We start from the raw sequence: 18401 nt of genomic DNA on the forward strand, positions 1-18401 counted from the left end.
AACAATCGCGGGATTTAATACCTAATAAAAATTACAACACATTGAAATTTAGCCAATATTTTGCTTATAAAATCGCTTGGGGTAAAACTTCGCAAGAAAGTCTCTCGCGCAATATTGTACGCATTGGGCAATTTGCGGTGGCTATCGGTATCATAGTTGCACTGATTACGCTTTCCACTGGCATTGGTGCCAAAAAGGAAATCAAACAAAAATTGGCAGATTTTGGCGGACATCTCACTATTACTCCCTACAACAGCAATCTTTCGATGGATTCGGACACCTTACATCTTAATCCTAATTATTATCCCAAATTCCCGTCAAAAAACATAGAACACATACAGAGCTACGCAGTGAAAAGCGGAATTATCCGTTCTAAAGAGAGTTTTGATGGTGTGCTCTTTAAAGGGGTAGACGCAAAATACGACACAGTAAGGTTTCAAAAATTTCTAAAAAAAGGACATTTTCCGAAATTCAATCCTAATAAAATCAGCGATGAAGTTGTTGTTTCGCAAGAAATTGCCAATAACTTTTATTTAAAAGTAGGGAGCACTTTTGTCATGGTTTTCATCAATGAAAAAAATCCTGAGGCAAAACCCATTTATCGAAAGTTTAAAGTGGCTGGCATCTACAGCACCGATATTGAGCAATTTGACAAATTGTATGTAATCGGGGATTTGAAGCAGGTGCAACGCATCAATCAATGGGCTCCCGATGTGGTGGGTGGCTATGAGCTTTTTGTGCCCGATGTAGACCAAGATTTAACTCCTATAAAAGAAGAAGTAAATAATTTAATTAATTATAATTTAATTGCACTCACCGCAACCGACCACTTCTCCGAAATTGAAGAGTGGATTAAAATCTTTGACACCAATATTTTCATCATTTTATTTATCATGCTTTTTGTCGTGGTAATCAATATGGTGATGGTGCTTTTAATCTTGATTTTAGAGCGTACACACTCGATTGGAGTTTTAAAAACTTTGGGTGCCAATAATTCACAAATCAGGCAGATTTTCATTGCCTACGCAGTCTTTATCATGCTCCCAGGGCTCATTGCAGGAAACAGCATTGCACTTTTACTTTTATGGATTCAAAGCGAATTTGGCATCGTGCAATTGCCACCCGAAAATTATTACATTTCGCAAGCCCCAGTATTCCTCTCTTGGCAGATGATACTTTTGGTAAATTTAGGCAGTATCCTCATCAGCATTTTAGCCTTGTGGCTACCAAGCCTTTTGATTAAACGCATTACGCCCACGCGTGCGCTAAAGGTGAAATAGGATTCAATTCTTTTGCTCCTAAAATCAAATGCCACCTCCTTATTTATAACACCCAAACAGGGCGGAATGTTAAAGATTAAGCCTAAAAAATTAAAAATTGAAGTCGGAATATTAAAGAATACGGTCGGAAAATTAAAAAAACAGGGCGGAATGTTAAAGATTAAGCCTAAAAAATTAAAAATCAAAGTCGGAATATTAAAGAACACGGTCGGAAAATTAAAAAACAGTTCGAAATGTCAAAGAATACAGTCAGAAAATTAATCATTAAAAGAAAAATATAGACATCACGTGCAAAAATGCAAAACGAGTCTATAAAAACTCCCTTAAGCCCCTTATAATTAAAAAATCAGCCTATGTTTTCTATAAAAAATAACTACTTTTGTATCTATGGCAAAGAAAGATACAAAAGAAACACCGCTCATGCAGCAATACAACAAAATCAAGGGGAAGTATCCCGATGCGATTTTGCTGTTTAGAATAGGCGATTTTTACGAAACTTTTGGCGAAGATGCAATAAAAACTGCAAAAACACTAGACATTGTACTCACTAAAAAGGCAAATGGACCTGATTCTCAAACAGAGCTTGCAGGATTCCCTTACCACTCCATAGATACCTATTTGCCAAAACTGGTGCGTGCGGGCTACCGTGTGGCAGTGTGCGACCAGCTGGAAGATCCATCGCAAGCCAAAAAAATTGTAAAACGCGGTGTAACCGAACTTGTAACCCCTGGTGTGGCATTGAACGACCAAGTTATAGGCTCATCTTCCAACAACTTTCTGCTTTCCATTCATCAAGAAAAAAACCTCTACGGAATGGCTTTGCTCGACATTTCCACGGGCGAATTTTTCCTGCAAGAGGGCGACGAACAAGCTGTTTTAAAACTGATTCAAAACTTTTCGCCAAGCGAAATCATTCATCAAAAAAGAAAAAAAATCGATTTTTTGCCACACACGATCAGTCGGTTTTATTTAGACGATTGGGCATTTCAACATGAATTTGCTTACGAAAAACTCACACGCCACTTTAGCACCCAATCGTTAAAAGGATTTGGCGTGGAAGATATGCCGCTTGCCATTACTGCCGCGGGGAGCGTGATGGCGTATCTTGACGAAACGCATCATTTTGATTTAAAACACATCAATAAACTTCAGCGTATTGCCAATGATAATTTCATGTGGCTAGACTCGTTTACCGTGCGAAATTTAGAAATATTCAATTCGCCTCACCCCGATTCGGTAACGCTTTTAGACATTCTAAACCATACGCTTACCCCTATGGGAACACGCATGCTACGCAGATGGCTTGCTCTCCCTTTAAGCAAGGTAGAACCTATTGTTTTAAGACAAAATACCGTAGATTATTTACTAAAGCACCCTGAAGTTTCGTTGCCTTTGGCAGAGGAACTTAAAAACATGCCCGACATTGAGCGACTTTGTGCAAAAATCGCAACGGGCAAAATCACGCCGAAACAATTAACACAGCTGACGGACGCATTGGCTTCGGTACAAAATATTGTCGAAATTCTGCAAGATTATGATCCTACGAAATTAAAGGCTACTACCTTTTCGTGGGACACTTTGCCACATCTTCATCAGCAACTTACGGAAGCTCTGACCGATGATCCGCCACATTTCATCAACAAAGGAAATGTGATTGCCGAAGGGGTGAGCCAAGAATTAGATGAATTAAGAAATATTTTGAGCCATGGAAAAGAATATCTCGAAAACATGAAAAACCGCGAGATTGAAAATACGGGTATTCCTAGCTTAAAAATCAATTTCAATAATGTCTTTGGCTACTTTATCGAGGTGAGAAACACGCACAAAGACAAAGTGCCAAGCGACTGGATTCGCAAACAAACGCTGGTAAATAGCGAGCGATACATTACCGAAGAGCTAAAACAATACGAAGAAAAAATTTTAGGTGCAGAAGAGAAGATTCTGCAAATTGAAACGCAATTGTTCCAAGAATTAATTGCTGCAATTATGCCTTTGATTCCAAAATTGCAAGAAAATGCCAATGCACTTGCAAGGCTTGATTGCTTGCTCAATTTTGCGCATTTGGCACAAAAAAATTATTATGTAAAGCCGAGCTTAAGCACAAATACCCATTTACATATCGATGAGGGACGCCACCCCGTGATTGAACAGCAATTGCCGCCCTCTTCGCCTTACATATCAAACTCGGTGTATTTGGACGACAAAGACCAACAAATCATGATGATTACAGGTCCCAATATGTCGGGTAAATCGGCTTTATTAAGGCAAGTTGCCTTGATTGTTCTGATGGCGCAAATTGGAAGCTATGTTCCTGCAAAGGCTGCAGACATCGGTATCGTAGACAGAATCTTTACTCGTGTGGGTGCTTCGGATAATCTCTCCATGGGCGAGAGTACTTTTATGGTGGAAATGAACGAAACGGCTCAAATTCTGAATAATTTAACCCCAAAAAGTTTGATTCTCCTAGACGAAATTGGGCGTGGAACGAGTACCTATGACGGGATTTCGATTGCGTGGTCTATTGCAGAGTTTTTACATCAAAGTAAATTTAAACCCAAAACACTTTTTGCTACACACTATCATGAATTAAACGAAATGGCAAAATCCTTTAAACGCATCAAAAACTATAATGTGAGCATCAAGGAAACCAAGGATACCATTTTGTTTTTAAGAAAACTGCAACCAGGCGGAAGCGAGCACAGTTTTGGAATTCATGTGGCAAAACTTGCGGGCATGCCACAAGCCGTGTTGAACCGAGCCAAAGAAGTCCTGAAACAGCTAGAAAATGCACATGCAGGGCAGGGAGAAAAAGTGAAAAACATTGCCGCTCAAGAGGGCGTTCAGTTGAGTTTTTTCCAATTAGACGATCCTATTTTGGTTTCAATCCGAGAGGAAATCGAAGGCACTGAAATCGATACTTTAACACCTGTCGAGGCTTTGATGAAATTGAATGAAATTAAAAAGAAATTGGGTAAATAATTAAAAACGATACCTATTTTTAAATTTTTGATTGTAAATTTGCCAAACCCAAAAAGCAAGAGCCTATGTTGAAGTTGTTTTCTAAAATAGATGGAAGAATTGTACAAAGTGCAGAGCTTAATGCAGAAGACAAAGAACATGTTTTTTGGGTGGACTTGATCGACCCGACAGAGGACGAAAAAAAGAAAATCGAGCAAGTATTTAATATCGAGCTCTTTACCGATCAAGAATCGGAGGAGATTGAGCTCAGTTCGCGATACATTGAAACCGAAGAAGAAATCGGTATCAATATGAACTTTACCAATAATAAACACGACGAGGAGTTTCTAGAACCCGTTTCTTTCATCTTGAAAGACAATGTTTTGTTCACAGAAAGAGATAACGAATATGTAACTTTCCGAGCCACTTCTCGCAAAGTGCGTATGCTCAAACCCCAAACAGGCGAACGAGCGTTTTTGATGATTTTGGACACCCGAATTGATTATTTGGCGGATTCCATTGAGTTGATTACTGAAAAAATTTCCAAACTCACCAAGAAATTGGTAAAAGAGGAAAAACTTGATAGCGATTTATTGAAAGAAATTACCAATCTACAAGAAAAAAGCATGGTAATTCGAGAAAACTCAATGGAGATGCAGCGTGTGCTTTCTTCCTTAAATAAATCACGAATTTTCCCGAACGATTTCTACGAAACCATCACGATTATGCTAAAAGACCTTAGCTCACTGCTTGAGCATGTGTCGTTTAACTTTCATCGTTTGGAGTTTTTGCAAGACACTTTTCAAGGTTTGGTAGATATGGAACAGAACCAAATCATGAAGGTTTTTACCATTATGACCGTGATTTTTGCGCCAGCTACTTTGATTGCTGGAATTTACGGAATGAACTTTGAATACATGCCCGAACTTGATGAAAAATATGCCTACCCTCTTGCCTTGTTAGGGATTTTAATTTCTATGGTGGCTCCTTTGGGCTATTTCAAAATGAAAAAATGGATTTAAAATGCGTATTTTAAGAGCTATCATCGTAACACTTGTAGCATTCAACTTGGTGTATATGCTATTTCATTGGGAGCCTACTTCAGACTTTCTAGGCTACAATATCCCGACTTGGGTGTATGTAATCGTGCAAGTGATTTTTATTTTTTTGGTCGTAAAATCAGCGAGAAAGCATTAATTTTTTTTTCTTTGCTGCTTCTCTTTGCATTTGTCTAAAAATCCATGGCGGGATAGGATTTGGGTCTATCCAAAGCCCTACTTTATTTTGTCTAGCTTCGATTTCTAATTGGGCATATTCTTGATTTTTAGAATATTTTTTAAAATGCCAAGCCAAACCTTTTTTCACTAAAAGTTTATTCACATTGGTACCATCTTCCATGATGATTTCAGCGATTAATCGCCCATATTTATCTTTTTCACCGCCCCAAACGAGATAAACATTTTTCCCAAAAATTAAATCAGAAATTGCTTTTTTAGCCACATTCCCAAAGGCTTGTTTCTTTTCTGGACAATCTATATGAGCTAAACGAACTTTTTGCTCTTGTCCGTCGATTAAAAGCTTTACGGTATCGCCATCCGAAATCCCAATCACCTTAAACGCAGTCCCTTGCGGAATGCTTTGTTTAATACTTACAGGCTTAGCTTTAGAAACGCTTGGAATATGGGAAGAATGCTCCTTGCAAGCTCCAAACACAAGAAAAAACGACAAGAATAAGATTTTAAACCACATAGAGATTTTAACCTGAAATTTTTTCAATTTTAACCAATAAATCTTCGGGGGTAATGGCATCAAAACACGCCCAATCGCCACGATAGCATTTTTTATCGCCAAACACAGAACACGGACGACAATTTAGCTCGTTGTCTTGTGCTACATTTTCGTTTTTTTGTCCGTAGCCCATAAATCCCGCATACGGATGCGTAGCACCCCACACCGAAACCACGGGCACGCCCACGAGTGACGCCATGTGCATATTGCTACTATCCATGCTGAGCATACAATCCAAACGACTGATGATCTCCAGCTCTTCTCTGAAAGTTAATTTCCCTGCAACAACCTCAATGTTGGGATCTTTGATCCCGTCAAGATCAGCCGCTTCCTGTTTGCTCCCGAAGATATAGACTTTTTTGCCACGCTCAGTCAGGAGTAAAACTAACTGCAAAATCTCGTTGAGCGGATAGCGTTTACCCCGATGCTTAGCAAAAGGAGCTATTCCTACCGCATTGCCCAGTTTAGGCTGTGGCGTGAATAAATGATTTCTTAATTCATGATTTAATTCTACCTTAAGCCCTAGATTTCTAAACACATCGGCGTAGCGTTCGGTCGTGTGTTTCAATGGTTTTAGGATTTTGTGGTATCGGCGGGTGAGCATTCGTTTTTGCGAACGCCCCTTATCGATTTTGCTTATTTTTACGCCTGCATTTTTTAGTAAAAAACTTAAAACAAAACTCCTCAATACGCCGTGCAAATCGGCAAAGGCATCAAATTTATCTTTTTTGATTCCTTGGTAAAATATATAAATCCCCGCAAGCCCTTTGTGTTTATTTTTTTTGTCAAAATCTACCAATCGCAATCTTGGATGCTCGGGATAAAAATCGTGCAGCATTTTAGGCGCAACCATAGTGATTTCTGCTTGTGGATTTTGTTCCAAAACTGCCAAAATCACGGGCACCGTCATGGCAACATCTCCCAAAGCTGATAAACGAAGGGCTAAAATTTTCTGCATAAATCTAAATTAAGCGTTTTTGGCATCAAAAGCGATGGCGTAAAACTTAATTTGTTTAATCATAGCCAAAAGCCCATTGGCGCGAGTAGGCGACAAAAACTCCTGCAAGCCTATTTTTGCGATAAAATCTTCGTTGCTCTTTAAGATTTCTTGTGGCGTATGCCCAGAATATACTTGCACCAAAAGTGCTGCAATTCCTTTAGGCAAAATAGCATCGCTATCGGCAGTGTACACCACATTTCCGTTTTCTAGATGAGCTCCCAACCATACACTAGACTGGCAACCTTTTACCAAATTTTCGGGCTGCTTGTCCTCTTCTGGAATCGGAGTGAGGGATTTGCCAAGGCTGATTAAATGATCGTAGCGATCTTGCCAATCCTCGAAAAAAGAAAAATCATCTATAATTTGCTGTTGAGCTTCTTGTATTGTCATAGCACAAAGTTACATTTTTTTTGAAAGGATTTAGTTTTTGGGCATAAAAAAATTCTGCAAACCATGGTTTGCAGAATTTTTTGCTTACACAAATAGATTCAAGTATCTTAAGCTTCTTTAATTCTAGCTTTTTTACCTCTAAGCCCTCTGAAATAGAAAATTCTAGCTCTTCTAACTTTACCTCTTTTGTTTACTTCGATTTTTTGAATCGCTGGCAAGTTGATTGGGTAAATTCTTTCTACACCTACTTCACCACTCATTTTTCTTACAGTGAAAGTTTCAGTAGCACCTGTACCTCTTCTTTGTAAAACTACGCCACGGAAAAACTGCACACGAGTTTTACCACCTTCGGTAATTTCTTGATAAACTGTAATGGTGTCTCCTGTAGAAAATTCAGGGAAATCTTTTTTTGCTACGTACTTGTCTTCTACGTATTTTACTAATTGATCCATTTGATAAAAATTAAATGTTTAGCATTAAACAACATACACGATTCTCGTCAGAGGTTATTTAATCGGTTGGCAAAATTACAAATTATTAGCATTCTTACAAATTTTTTTCTAAAATATGTTTTGCCTTGTCTAAATCTTTTGCGTTAATTTTCAATTGAATTTCTCCTGCTTCGTTCACTGTAAAACCTAGCGTGTACACTGAATTTTCGTTGAACAAATAGGCTTTAACTCCTTCGGACTCTAAACGCCCTTTTACAACCTCAGCCTCAAAAGCATTGGTAAAAGTTTCTAATGTAATTAATTCATCCATAATTTTATTGTTTTATTTTTCTTACCATCGCCCAAAACATATGAAATGCACACTAAGCGAAATAAGAAAATTCTATTTTTTGATTATTTTTTTACTCTTACAATATCTTTGTCGTTTTTAAGTTCAGACAAGGTTTTAAAACCTGGCACAGCGTTTAAAATATATTTAATTACTTCTAAACGAGCCGTGGACTTATCATCGGTTGTCACTACTACCCATGGTGATTTTTCGGTAGCTGTTTTCTCAATCATTTCTGAAATGTAATAGGAATAATCGTCCCATTTTTCTTGTGCTTGTTTATCTAAGTCGCCCAATTTCCAATTCTTCAACGGGTCGGTTTTGCGTTTTTCTAATCGCTTGGCTTGTTCTTTTTTTGAAATGTCTAAAAAGATTTTAATTAAATTGATTCCGTCTTCGATTAAAAGTTGCTCCAAGTTGGGCACTTGCAGCATGAAGGATTGATACTGTGCTGGCGTTGAGAATCCGAAAACGGGCTCTACCACGGCACGATTGTACCAGCTTCGATCAAAAAACACCATTTCGCCTGCCGATGGCAAATGTTGCAAATATCGCTGAAAATACCATTGCCCCGCTTCTTTAGGCGTAGGCTTGCTCAAGGCAACGATGTGGTAGTTTTTACCATTTAAAAACATGGTGGTGCGCGAAATAGCTCCGCCTTTTCCTGCAGCATCGCGCCCTTCGAATATGACTAAAAGGCGTTTCCCTTCGACTAAGATATGGCTTTGTAGGCGCACGAGCTCGTGCTGGAGAAGATTCATTTCTTGCTCATCTTTCAATTGCTTGAGGATTTTTTTTTCTTTGATGATTCCTTCTTTGATGAGCAATTCCATGACTTGCTTTTTGTCGCGGATTTCTTCTAAGTCTTTTAAATTAAATTCTGCTGCCATGCTATTTTTTTTTAGTTTCTAAGATATTAAATTTTTTGATACAAAAATTGAAAAACCCACACAATTATCATTTTTCATTTTAAAAAATGACTTTTGCATGGGTTTTTAAAATTCAATAATTTGAATTAATCTACTACTACTGAACTATGATTTTCTCGAAATAGTTTGGCGTTGTTAAAACATAAGTTCCTACTGCTAAACCTGAGAGATTGATTGAGTTGCCACGAACGAATGGATTGTTAATTTCTCGCACCAAGTTTCCTTGCATATCGTAGATTTTAATCCATTTGATTTGGGCTAAATTATCTCCTTTGGCAAACAACTGCTTATTGATTACTGGATTTGGATAAAATAATAGCTTACTTTGTGTTTTTCCTTCAAGTGTCTGCATTGTAATTGTCTCACTTTGTGCAATAAGATCTCCGTTGGCTTTTCGAGCAACGATTCTAACCTTGTAGGTGGTTAAAGGCTTTAATCCAGAAATGGTAATCTCGTTTGTCTTAGTTGCACCTTTCACTTCACCATCAATCAAAACATCGTAATAAGATACTCCTTTCATGTTGCTTGGCATATCCCAAGTAAGCGTAAAATTATCTGCGTTTACTACCACGAATTTCAATCCACTTAGCCCTTCAATCTCAGGCGGTGTTGGGTCGCTTGGTGGATTTGGAGACACTGGCGGTTCTGGATTTTGAGGAGGTTGTGGGGTATTAGGTCTTTCCTCTCCATTTTTCACGACAATCATCTCTTTGATAGTGCGCTCGTGCGAGCCATTAGGAGTAGTTATTTTTAATGTTACATCGTATTTTCCATTATATTTGAATATCACTTTTGGATTTCGCACATTTTTATTTGAAACATAAGACGGCTGAGGTTTAAAAGACCACTCCCATTTAGCATGATTTTGATCTACAATAGAGTAAGAATCAAATTGCACTTCCTGATTAGCATTGGCCAACTCTGCTCCCCCTAGGTTTAAGGCAATGGGCTGTGCTACTGGCTTAAAGTTTTGATTATACAACGGAGCCTCCCAAATTCCTTGGCTAGTGGCTGCTCTTAGCTTCCCTTCTTTAAAGAATGGTACCAAACGAGTCAAACGAGCAGCTGACGGAAATCCTGAAGAGTAATCCGTCCAATTACTCATGGTATTATCTTTATAATAAATCTTTGAAACTTTATCGGTCCCTAAGTAAACGCCTCCTTTTTCATCTCCTGTTATGATAACCCATCGAAATAGCTTATCTTTCATATTATCATCTAGCGGATTTATCCAATTTTCACCACCATCTTTGCTATAAAATACGGCTCCTTCTGTGCCTGATTGCACTGCCCATATTTTATTTTCATCATGGGGATCTACATCAATAAAAGAAGTTGGAGAACCAGTATATCCATACTGAAACCCTAAATTTTTAGGTATTGGGTTTAGCATTTCCCAATTTTCACCATTGTCTTTCGATTTGTAAATATGTCTATTTCCTGCGGCGTAAATGGTATTCGGATTAGAACGAGCAAAAACTATGTTCGAGAAATTTTCTTGCATCGCTTCTGTTCCATCTTCATTAAAATCGGTATTGAGCAATTCTTTAAAATTACCATCTTCTCCATCGTTAGTTGTTTCAACTATTTTATGTGTTGCACTCATCACTCCATAATAATTATTTCCAGGATGAAACAGTATTCTTTTTGCATAACGGGGGTCAAAGCCTAAAAAACCATTACTTTTCAAAGATTCGTATGGCACTGAGTTAAATGTCATATAATTAGGCTTTACTTTTCCACTTATTTCATCAGGCATTATAAACATACCTGCATCGGTAAAATATACTTTTTTAGGATTACTAAGCATTACATAACCTGTTGCTTGTTCTACTCCCCCAACTTTAACAGATATTTTTCCATGGCCATAACTTTTGTTGTTAATCATTACCGCATCGCCATTGTGCCATCTTCCGCCAGCCATCACATCTTCATTCCAGCCCTGCCCAAAGCCCCAAAAATCTGAGGCATATATTCCATTTACACGATTTTCTGCTTTATCTCTACTTTTAAAAAAGTCTGAAGAATATTTCACACCGCCGTCGTTGGATATCCACACTTGATTTCCTGCTATGGCAATGTCTTGCATATCTGGGTGGATTGAAAAATTACAATAACCACCAATTGCATTGGCAATATATCCTCCTTTCCCTCCTTCTGTAGAGCGATAAGCACTACATAATCCAAATATCACATGCTCTGGGTCTATATCCGACACACCTATCATCATATCAAAATAGCCTTGCCCTCCCTGTTTGGCATCAACTGATGGGCAAAATGTATTCTGTCTCTCTCTTATATTTTCTGTTCTCACTGTCTTGTCCTCCCAAGTTCTCCCTGCATCTTTACTTTGTAATATACGGGGCACCCCGTGAGACATGGAAGAATAATCAAAAACATTAACCAAAGCATATACATAATCTCCACCCTTTGGTGCATAGCTTATGGCTAAACGACCAAATTTTATTTGCTTATTGGCTACAATGGTTTCTCCCCTGTCAAAACTCAACCCACTGTCTATCGAGGTATAAAGTTTCCCTTCGTATTTTCCATTTTTCTGTGCTAATAAATAAACTTTATCTTTTTGATCGGGCTTAATCTCATGGTCGTAGCAAATCCCGTTAAATGTTTTTCTTAATTTTTTTGTAGCTTTATTGTAAACATAAAATCCCTCTTTGCTAGCAATGGTAATAATGTCTTTATTTACCTTGATACTATTTACTCTTTCTCCTATTCCATCTATTCTCTCGAATGACTCTCCTCCATTTTTAGTAACAAAAAGCCCTAAGTCTGACCCCACCCATACCTCGTTAGCATTCTCTTGATTTATGGTGATTGCAGTGATCATATATCCGAAATTGTAAACAGGATCACACGCCACCCATTTTTCACCCCCATTAGTCGTTTTAAAAACTACACCTGTTTCGGCTCCACAATATAAAATTTGTGGGTTCTTTTTATACACATCGATTCTAAAGACACTGGCATGGTAGTCATAGGATTTCATATAATCGAATCCGTTATTTCTTGCTGTTCTATCTGGACCTATATTCTTCCATACATTGGCAGATGCTACAGCAGAAGGCGTTGAGCGTCGCGATCTTCTTGAGGGAGCCTTAGGGGCATTAACTTGGTTTTGCCTATCTATTTTAGCCAAATATTCTTTTTTAGTAGACAAAACGATGTTACCTTTTGAGTCTACAAAGGGGGCATAGGCCTTTCTCCATCTACGGTAGAAGTTCACCGCTGGCTTTTTGTCTAGTGTTTTCTTCTTCGCGTCGGGGTCCGATGCAAGCCATTCTTGGTATTTCTTTTCCATTTCATAGAAATTCACCCCGCGAGGATTCTTTTGAATGTCTTGCAACCATGCAGGATCTTTCCCCGCAAAATACTCCGGCATGTACGGGTCGTACAATTCTTCGCTGCTCGGCACATTTTGCCCTAGCAGGTTTGTAGCTATCAATAACACGATAGCATATAAAAACTTATTCATGTATCTTTTATTTTACAGCAAAACTACAACTTTAATACTTTTTTTCAAACAAAAACAGTGCTTTGCATAGCGATAAAATGCTACACAAGCAGAATGAAACTAAAAGTTTTTTGCATGCTGCTCCATAAATTCTAAAAACCCCTCATAAATCCCTCCATTAGTACTTAACAAAAACATAGCTACTTTTTAGATAAAACGAGGCTACCTTTTGCCCAAAAGGTAGCCTCGTTTCTTAGTGCCGATGAACAGGCGGTTTGGCAAGGGGGGATTTTGATTATTTGGATTTTTTCTCAAAGCCTGCCGCCTTCATGCTATCTAGAATACGCTTGCCTGGGCGATAGTTTACGCCTACTTTTTTGATCAGCTCCGCATGAAAGTCTTTCTCTTTATCTGCCGAACCACTGCTCAAGGTAGGGTAAAGCGAACCTAATTTTTCAAGTCGCACAATTCTCCCATCTGCCAAGGCTTCTTGTATCACATTCTCTAGCGCGATGATAACGCCACGAATATCTGCCTCGCTGAGTGCCGAAAATTTCTCTATCTGCTTGGTTAAATCATCTATGCTCAGCTCTCCGGCGCTCTGCACCTGTGCATACCACTTCTTGGTTCCTCCGCCCTTTACCCCTGGCTGAGGCTTCTCTACTACTTTGTACTTAATGCTCATTTTTGTTTTTTTTGGTTTTTATGTTAAACTTTTATTTTCTATTCCTTTGCTATAAATTCATTACTTTTTAAAATTGCACTTATTTTTTTCAATTGCTTATTAGTCTCTACATAGTATGCGTAAGATATAAGCTCTAAGTCAAAACTTAATCTCAGCAGAACTCTATTAAGTTCTATCCATTTACACACCTCATCAGAACTTCCATGCTCTTCTTTCAATTGCCAGTCATAGATAGAATATAATAATTCCATTGCCTTTTCCTTTTGCTCTTTCCCCAAACTATGTTTGTAGGAAGATGGGTATTTTTCTGTTTTTTGATAACATTTCAATAAAAAATCATATACTTCTTTATAAATCAACAAGCGCATATTTATACTTAGGATTATACTCTTTGTTAAGAGATAACTTGCAACTACTCCCCTTATCCTCTAGGTTATAGTAATAATAGAGTGATTGGGGCAATTTCTCTACAAACTCTTGTTTAAGGCGATAGGTGTTATGCTCTGAAAGAACTCCTAAGTAAGAATTTATAGGATTTATAACCTGCCACACATAAACTTGCGCATTCTCCCAATCTTGACAAAATTTAGCTTGAAAATTCTTCACCTGTTTTTTGCATCTATTGGACAAATAAATCCTACCAGGCAGCAAATACCTACCTAAAAATTCCACGCCATATTTGTAATGTTTCAGTTTTATTTTTTGAGGATGCAAGCTTAGCCCTATCTTATGCAACTCACAAGCTACGCTATCTATTACTTGTTGCAAATAATCCTTACTCCTATGCATAAAGAGCATATCATCTACATAGCGCCCATAATATTTTATTTTCAGTTCAGACTTCACAAAATGATCTAGCTCATTCAAGTAAACATTAGAAAACAGCTGACTAGTGAGGGAGCCTATAGGCAAGCCACAATTAGGTGGCGCATGAAATAAACTTTTAGCACAAGGCACTTTTTTCCATTCTTGGGGCGAAGCACACAACCTTGGTCGTCTTGCCGCATCATGCATCACTACTTTCCGTATCAAATACTGCAGATACACACGCTCTGTATTCGTGATTTTCAAAGCCTCATAATCCAGCATTTGATTGATTTTCTCATGCAATATATTTCGGTTCATTTGCATAAAGTAGCCTCGTATATCCAATTTCAGCACATAGGCATCTTTTGTATAATTTTCGCTCACTCTTCTCATAAATTGAGCCGCCCTCTTGACACCAAAGGAGGTTCCTTTTTGTAGCCTACAGCTATAGCTATCATAAATAAATTTCTTATCTAAATATTGATAAATGTAGTTGTAGATTAAATGGTGTACTACTCTGTCCCTAAATTGTGGAGCAAATATTTCGCGCACCACAGGATGCGTGGTTACAAAAACATTCGGAGCACTAGGCTCATATGCATAATGCACTATCTCGTTATACAACTTATCTATTTCCTGCTCATACTGCCATTCAAAACACAGCTGGGAGCGTTTATTCCGCTTGTTTTTCCTTGCCGAAAAATAAGCCTTATAAAGCTTTTGATACAACGCATAAGTTTTAGGATAAATCATACTTTCTCCCCATTTTTCTCATCCTTCGCCTATTCTTTTCAATTTATTTTGCAAATCTATCACTAAATTAAAAGCCTGTACAGGTGTTGCATTATTCACATCAAACTGGCTTATTTGGGCAAGTAAGGATTCGCTTGCCTCGTTCGCACGCGGCTCCTCTATAAGCTGCATTAGCTGCTCTCTTCTTTGAGACATCTCTGCTTGCCTTTGCTTCTTCTCCCATGCTTTTACAATTTCTTCGCTCCATGTGGGGTATGGCATACTCTGTTGCCATAACAAATCCTGCAAACGCACTATGCGAGCCTCCATCACTTCCCTTGCTGGTGCACACCCTAGCCGTAGCTGTTTCACATACTTTACCAGCGCCCCATCCGGAAAACCTATACTATGCACATATTGGTTCATATTTTTATACCATCGAGTACTTACTTTCATTGGTTTTACATTAAGTATAAAATACATAGCATGCGCGTTGTAGCATTTCCAAAACATACCTTCTTTAAAAAACACCACAGCATTATCTCTATCTTCCTCTACAATCTTTAACTTTTGCGCTATATTCACTTGCTTTCCATTTTAGTAATTTAAAACTCTTACACTCCTCTTTCATAAGAAAACATAAGCCCTTTGTTTCAGTCTTCTGCAGGCTATCAAACCTTGAGGCAACGAACCGGCTGCCCGTAGGAACGGTTGATATTGTTCATGTTGCTATTGCTTGAGTTGAAGTTCAACTCCCATGCGTTATTGCTACCATTCTGCGTAGACGACCAATAGTTGCCGTTGCTACCTGTGTTGTTGAACTGCGAACCATTGGTGTTGTTGCGGTAGCCTGCAGCGGGAAGCCACAAGGCAAGCCGCTACAGGCGCGCAATCTACGCTTTATTAAAACTCATTTTTCACTAATACTTACGCTCGCAAGCATAGCGCCCACCCACTCTATGAGCCTGTACCTCTTTTGTGTTTATACAAAAGTAGGTAACGAGTTAGGATTGATTTTTATTTTAATACGAATAGGCTTTAAAACACCCACTCGTTATAGCGCTTGCACATTTCTCTGATTTTAATTCTCCAAATTCATTTAAAGAAACAAAACTTAAGCCTAGAGCCGATAGTGTACAAGTATCGGTATAACTTAAAACGCCCTCAACTAAATACAAAGAACTTATGCCACCTAAAGCCTAGCTATAACTAAAAGACCGAGAAAAACTTCTCCCTCTTAAGTGGGATTAGCCACAGCTAAACCTTAGATTTTTGTCTGCCGCCGTTTTGCCTACCGGCTTAACGGCGAGGACACCCCAAAATCTAATCCTTGAGGCAACGAACCGGCTGCCCGTAGGAACGGCTGATATTGATCATGTAGCTATCGCTTGAGTTGAAGTACAACTCCCATGCGCCATTGCTACCATTCTGCGAAGACGACCAATAGTAGCCGCCGCTACCTGTGCTGTTGAACTGCGAACCATTGGAGCTGTAGCGGTAGCCTGCAGCGGGAAGATTTAACTGACGCTCTTTCCACATATTTGAATTGCCTGAACCCACTTTGCTGAACAATTGTTCCCACTCGGACTTAGATGGAGTATGATACCCATTTGGACATGGATCATGATAAGTGGTTAAACTTGACGACATATCTCTACTCCAAGACAGATTTGAATGAACTACACGTCCTGAACCAGAACTAGTCCAATCTACTAACTCATGTCCATTTGCCTCTCTACCCCACTGGAACAACGAACCATATGCCTTATAATCAGTCTTACTTGTAGCCTGCTGGGTTGGATTAAAGTGTGGAGAATTAACATTAGCATAATCCGCTCCTAAATTGTTATTTAACCATGTTCTGCCATCTGGGCCTGTAATAGGAATATACACAAACTGGTGCTCTAATTTACCATTGGTTTTTACCCCAAACTTCTTATCTGGGATACCGCCTATTCCTTTTAATACTACAGTTGCTCTACTTCCGTTTATATCTACATTAAATGTGGCTATATCATACGAATCCCCAGGGGCTAACTGCCTTACCAAATACTCTTGGTCGCTACCGCTCACCGTAATCGTTGCCTCTAACTCACCAGTTACGCCAAAATTACCCGCAGGGATAGAAAGACTTAAATCGTTTACATCGCCACCTTGCCCTGGTGCGGTTCTTATGTTGTTAATGTTTACAGCATTATATGAGCCTTTCCCATTGGTATATGGGATTTTTATCGTTACTTTTTCTGCTCCGTTGTTTATTTTCCCTGGGACAACGGTATTGGTAGGCTGGTAATACAAAGATACCGTGTAATTGTCTTTGTTCGCAACACTTGCAGAACCTAAACCTACTTGCGTTTGCAGGTCGGCAGTTAAGCCTAAATGATTAAAATTTGCTACCAAAGCTCCCTCTTGGGGCGTACCTGTAAGCGTATAACTCAACGTGGTTTTACCACCCGCCTGCAAACTCACATTAGAGTTCTGCCCAGAAGAAACACTCACCCCTCCTTTATTGGAAATGCTCACGGCGCTAGAAAAATCTACATTACTAATGGGAGAAAATCCATTATTTTGCAACTCAAACTTCACCTTGTTGGCATCGGTAAAAGGTACTCCTGCCACATAAACGCCCTCAAAGCCTGCTGGCACTATCGCCACATTTTGGGACTGTGCACTCGTCGCATTCGGAATACAATCCCAATGGGCTCGACCACCTTTCAACCCAAAATACATCTCTAAACACTGCTTATCCGTGTTAAAAATCATCGTACCCACGGCAACATTCTCAAACTTAGAACGCTCCTCCGTACTAAAATTCGGGAACGAAACCCCTTGCGCTTGCTTTTGGGTCTCTGCATCTTTCAATAATGCCTCGTTCCGAGAAATGTCTAAACTCGCTACAGGATTTGAGGTATTAATACCCACACGCCCCTCTGCATCTTGCTGCGCAAGGGCTACACCGCCCGACAGCAACATTCCTAAAAGATAAAAACTTCGTTTCATACTCTTTTACTTTTTTAAAATTAAACTTTATGATTTATTACTTTTTATTTTTCTTTATATCACACGGGATTTTGTATAGTGTTTCCTTTTGCAGGGCTAATTCACCTCTCTCTTAGAGGGGATTTAACCCTGCCCATGCACTTGCTCATTAACGCTCCACTTGAACGAGTGAGAGTTGGAGTACGCTGTATGAGTGAAGGCAGGTTTAGGGAGAGCCTCCATAGCGAACTTGAAAGCCAAAGCTTTCAAATAGCGGAGGCGAACCCCGTGCCACAGGCAAACCGCTGCCTTCGCTCTTGACTCACATACTCCGCTTTTGCAGACTTCTTCTTTCAACCAACTTTTTTCCTTGATGAAAAAAGTTAAAAAAAATCAAGAGCAAGAGAAATGAGCTACTGCGTACCGTAGGACTCCGCGGGCTTGCCTCCCTTTCTCCCAAGGCTTGTCCCTCGGATGCGCTCCGCTCCGCCTACTGCCCATGCACTTGCTCGGTAACGCTCCGCTTTGTTTGAGCTGGAATGCTCGAAGCTTACGCGTGGTGGTGAGCGAAGGCAGGTTTAGGGAGAGCCTCCATAGCGAA

General features: G+C 39.1%; 16 protein-coding genes. 4 read left to right on the forward strand and 12 right to left on the reverse strand.

Translation table 11 applies throughout. The features are described from left to right. Nucleotides 1-41 precede the first annotated feature (41 nt). The 4 genes from ORNRH_RS02605 (at nucleotide 42) to ORNRH_RS12060 (ending at nucleotide 5435) form a co-directional block, all read left to right on the forward strand. Complete coding sequence (locus ORNRH_RS02605; protein ID WP_014790360.1) at nucleotides 42-1280, forward strand: ABC transporter permease; 1239 nt, start codon at nucleotides 42-44, stop codon at nucleotides 1278-1280. A 387-nt stretch (nucleotides 1281-1667) separates the two neighbouring features. After that, nucleotides 1668-4259, forward strand: coding sequence for a DNA mismatch repair protein MutS (gene mutS / locus ORNRH_RS02615; RefSeq protein ID WP_014790361.1), 2592 nt, complete (start codon nucleotides 1668-1670; stop codon nucleotides 4257-4259). Between the two features lie 65 nt (nucleotides 4260-4324). Beyond that, nucleotides 4325-5260, forward strand: a complete 936-nt coding sequence (gene corA / locus ORNRH_RS02620) for a magnesium/cobalt transporter CorA (RefSeq protein WP_014790362.1) — start codon at nucleotides 4325-4327, stop codon at nucleotides 5258-5260. Between the two features lies 1 nt (nucleotide 5261). Further along, on the forward strand, nucleotides 5262-5435 hold the full coding sequence (locus ORNRH_RS12060) for a hypothetical protein (protein ID WP_014790363.1): 174 nt from the start codon (nucleotides 5262-5264) through the stop codon (nucleotides 5433-5435). Here ORNRH_RS12060 and ORNRH_RS02625 read toward each other — a convergent pair. The 12 genes from ORNRH_RS02625 to ORNRH_RS02680 form a co-directional block, all read right to left on the reverse strand. After that, nucleotides 5418-5987, reverse strand: coding sequence for a thermonuclease family protein (locus ORNRH_RS02625; protein ID WP_014790364.1), 570 nt, complete (start codon nucleotides 5985-5987; stop codon nucleotides 5418-5420). The genes ORNRH_RS12060 and ORNRH_RS02625 overlap by 18 nt on opposite strands. A gap of 7 nt (nucleotides 5988-5994) precedes the next feature. After that, the gene (locus ORNRH_RS02630) at nucleotides 5995-6984 is read right to left on the reverse strand and encodes a glycosyltransferase family 9 protein (RefSeq protein WP_014790365.1); all 990 of its coding nucleotides are present in this window, start codon (nucleotides 6982-6984) and stop codon (nucleotides 5995-5997) included. Nucleotides 6985-6993: 9 nt separating this feature from the next. Then, nucleotides 6994-7416, reverse strand: coding sequence for a SufE family protein (locus ORNRH_RS02635; RefSeq protein WP_014790366.1), 423 nt, complete (start codon nucleotides 7414-7416; stop codon nucleotides 6994-6996). Nucleotides 7417-7523: 107 nt separating this feature from the next. Beyond that, nucleotides 7524-7868 (reverse strand): 50S ribosomal protein L19, encoded by a 345-nt coding sequence (rplS, locus tag ORNRH_RS02640; RefSeq protein ID WP_014790367.1) that lies wholly within the window; start codon nucleotides 7866-7868, stop codon nucleotides 7524-7526. 94 nt (nucleotides 7869-7962) lie between these two features. Continuing rightward, nucleotides 7963-8178 carry a putative signal transducing protein gene (locus ORNRH_RS02645; RefSeq protein WP_014790368.1) on the reverse strand — a complete coding sequence of 72 codons (216 nt, stop codon included), beginning with the start codon at nucleotides 8176-8178 and terminating at the stop codon, nucleotides 7963-7965. Nucleotides 8179-8261: 83 nt separating this feature from the next. Continuing rightward, nucleotides 8262-9086, reverse strand: a complete 825-nt coding sequence (ppk2, locus tag ORNRH_RS02650; RefSeq protein ID WP_014790369.1) for a polyphosphate kinase 2 — start codon at nucleotides 9084-9086, stop codon at nucleotides 8262-8264. A gap of 136 nt (nucleotides 9087-9222) precedes the next feature. Continuing rightward, nucleotides 9223-12618 carry a fibronectin type III domain-containing protein gene (locus ORNRH_RS02655; RefSeq protein ID WP_014790370.1) on the reverse strand — a complete coding sequence of 1132 codons (3396 nt, stop codon included), beginning with the start codon at nucleotides 12616-12618 and terminating at the stop codon, nucleotides 9223-9225. Between the two features lie 274 nt (nucleotides 12619-12892). Further along, a complete protein-coding gene (locus ORNRH_RS02660; RefSeq protein WP_014790371.1) occupies nucleotides 12893-13282 on the reverse strand; it encodes an HU family DNA-binding protein in 390 nt (129 codons plus the stop codon). Between the two features lie 38 nt (nucleotides 13283-13320). Then, entirely contained in the window at nucleotides 13321-13641 is a 321-nt protein-coding gene (locus ORNRH_RS02665; RefSeq protein ID WP_155814491.1) for a four helix bundle protein, read from the reverse strand. After that, entirely contained in the window at nucleotides 13631-14842 is a 1212-nt protein-coding gene (locus ORNRH_RS02670; RefSeq protein WP_014790373.1) for an RNA-directed DNA polymerase, read from the reverse strand. The genes ORNRH_RS02665 and ORNRH_RS02670 overlap by 11 nt, the downstream gene beginning before the upstream one ends. A gap of 18 nt (nucleotides 14843-14860) precedes the next feature. Next, nucleotides 14861-15406, reverse strand: coding sequence for a MutS N-terminal domain-containing protein (locus ORNRH_RS02675; protein WP_014790374.1), 546 nt, complete (start codon nucleotides 15404-15406; stop codon nucleotides 14861-14863). 738 nt (nucleotides 15407-16144) lie between these two features. After that, nucleotides 16145-17821, reverse strand: a complete 1677-nt coding sequence (locus ORNRH_RS02680; RefSeq protein WP_014790375.1) for an FISUMP domain-containing protein — start codon at nucleotides 17819-17821, stop codon at nucleotides 16145-16147. Nucleotides 17822-18401 lie beyond the last annotated feature (580 nt).

It is taken from the genome of Ornithobacterium rhinotracheale DSM 15997 (assembly GCF_000265465.1).
GTDB lineage: Bacteria > Bacteroidota > Bacteroidia > Flavobacteriales > Weeksellaceae > Ornithobacterium > Ornithobacterium rhinotracheale.